The following is a 338-nucleotide window of genomic DNA, read 5'->3' on the forward strand; positions in this document are numbered from 1 at the left end:
TGTGTATAAGAGACAGGCTAGTGCTACTTGAAGAGTAATTTCCAATCTAGCAATTTCGATGCCAGCAACTGTGAGTACTAAAAAAGGTTGGCCGTTTACGAACACGATACAACTTTCCATATATACGCCTCCTTTCTAGTAATCTACTACAGTATATGAATAAAACTATAATACGTTATAGTCAGATTCGTGAATTTTATGAAAAATAATAGATTTAACCTATGTTCACGAAATAAATGGGCTCATAGTGTCAATCATATAATAAAAAGCATCTAAAATAAGATGCTTTTTACTATATGTACGTTTTCAGCGTGACAATAAATAAAGCGAATCAATAA

1 protein-coding gene is annotated in these 338 nt (G+C 31.7%); it reads right to left on the reverse strand.

What is annotated here, in order from left to right; translation table 11 throughout:
• Positions 1-120, reverse strand: a 120-nt coding sequence (locus tag JDS96_RS30920) for a DUF3956 family protein (protein ID WP_199669139.1), incomplete at its 3' end; no start/stop codon positions are given.
• Positions 121-338 lie beyond the last annotated feature (218 nt).

Source organism: Bacillus cereus group sp. N21 (assembly GCF_016483395.1).
GTDB lineage: Bacteria > Bacillota > Bacilli > Bacillales > Bacillaceae_G > Bacillus_A > Bacillus_A pseudomycoides.